The 1,137-nt window shown below is 43.7% G+C and carries 1 protein-coding gene; it reads right to left on the bottom strand.

The window, feature by feature from the left end:
* Positions 1-318: 318 nt before the first annotated feature.
* Positions 319-1,137, bottom strand: an 819-nt coding sequence (gene aroB, locus NJ959_RS29900) for a 3-dehydroquinate synthase (protein ID WP_254015396.1), incomplete at its 5' end; no start/stop codon positions are given.

Below are 1,137 nucleotides of genomic sequence, written 5' to 3'. Positions count from 1 at the left end.
CGCGGGTTAGTCAATCGCCGTATTTTAGCCGCGAATTCCATTCGCTTATAGCTTAAGCTAACTGAGAGATCGCACTTTTATTTAGAGCCAGAATTGCTTAATGAATTAGTGCAGGATTTAGCTGGCGATTTGGAAGAAATCCGTCCGATTGAGTTGGAGATTGTGGGGGCACAATTGGAAGCGGATATTGGTTAGAAGTGGGATGAGGATGGTTAATTCATTTAATATTAAGGGTGAGTACTCCCCACCCATCAATAGATTGGCTTCTATAGTAATTTTACCTCATTTAGTTGACATCCCCGTATCCTGCTGGAATTATTACATTTTCCCCAACACATCCCGAATCACATCTGCTGAAACTCGATCCGTAACTATTACCTCACCAATCTTACTCGGCAGCACAAATCTCACCTTCCCATCCTTCACCTTCTTATCAGTTTGTAAAGTATCAATAATCCCTTCAATATCCAATCCTTGTGGCAATTTACTAGGTAATCCAGCTTTCTCAATCAATTTATTTTGCCGTTGCGCTTCTCCTGATGTCCACATCTCAAGTTGCACCGCAATTTCACCCGCTGCTACCATGCCAATCCCGACAGCTTCCCCATGATTAACTACCTTATATCCAGTCAAACTTTCCACCGCATGACCGATAGTATGACCATAATTTAATATAGCTCTTAACCCCCCTTCTTTCTCATCCTGACTCACCACATCCGCTTTCGCTTGACAAGAACAAGATAAAATATAAGATAATAACTCCTCATCCACATAACGCATTTGATCCAGACGCTTTGCCGCCTCTAACTTAGCAAAAAGCTGATCATTCCAAATAATCCCATACTTAATTACTTCTGCCATACCCGCCCGAAATTCTCGCGGTGGTAATGTCTTCAATACTTGAGGATCAATTAATACAAATCGCGGCTGATGAAATGCACCAATCAAATTTTTCCCTTGAGGATGATTCACCCCAGTTTTACCACCAATTGCCGCATCCACCATCGCCAATAGAGATGTCGGCACTTGTACCACATTAATCCCCCGCAACCAAGTCGCCGCCGCAAATCCCGTCAGATCGCCAACCACGCCACCCCCCAAAGCCACGATCGTCGAATCACGTTCCAACCTACTTTG

Source organism: Limnofasciculus baicalensis BBK-W-15, assembly GCF_024178385.1.
Taxonomy (GTDB): Bacteria; Cyanobacteriota; Cyanobacteriia; order Cyanobacteriales; family Coleofasciculaceae; genus Limnofasciculus; species Limnofasciculus baicalensis.
The sequence above is the reverse complement of the archived record's forward strand: the minus strand, read 5'-3'. Positions and strand labels throughout refer to the sequence as shown.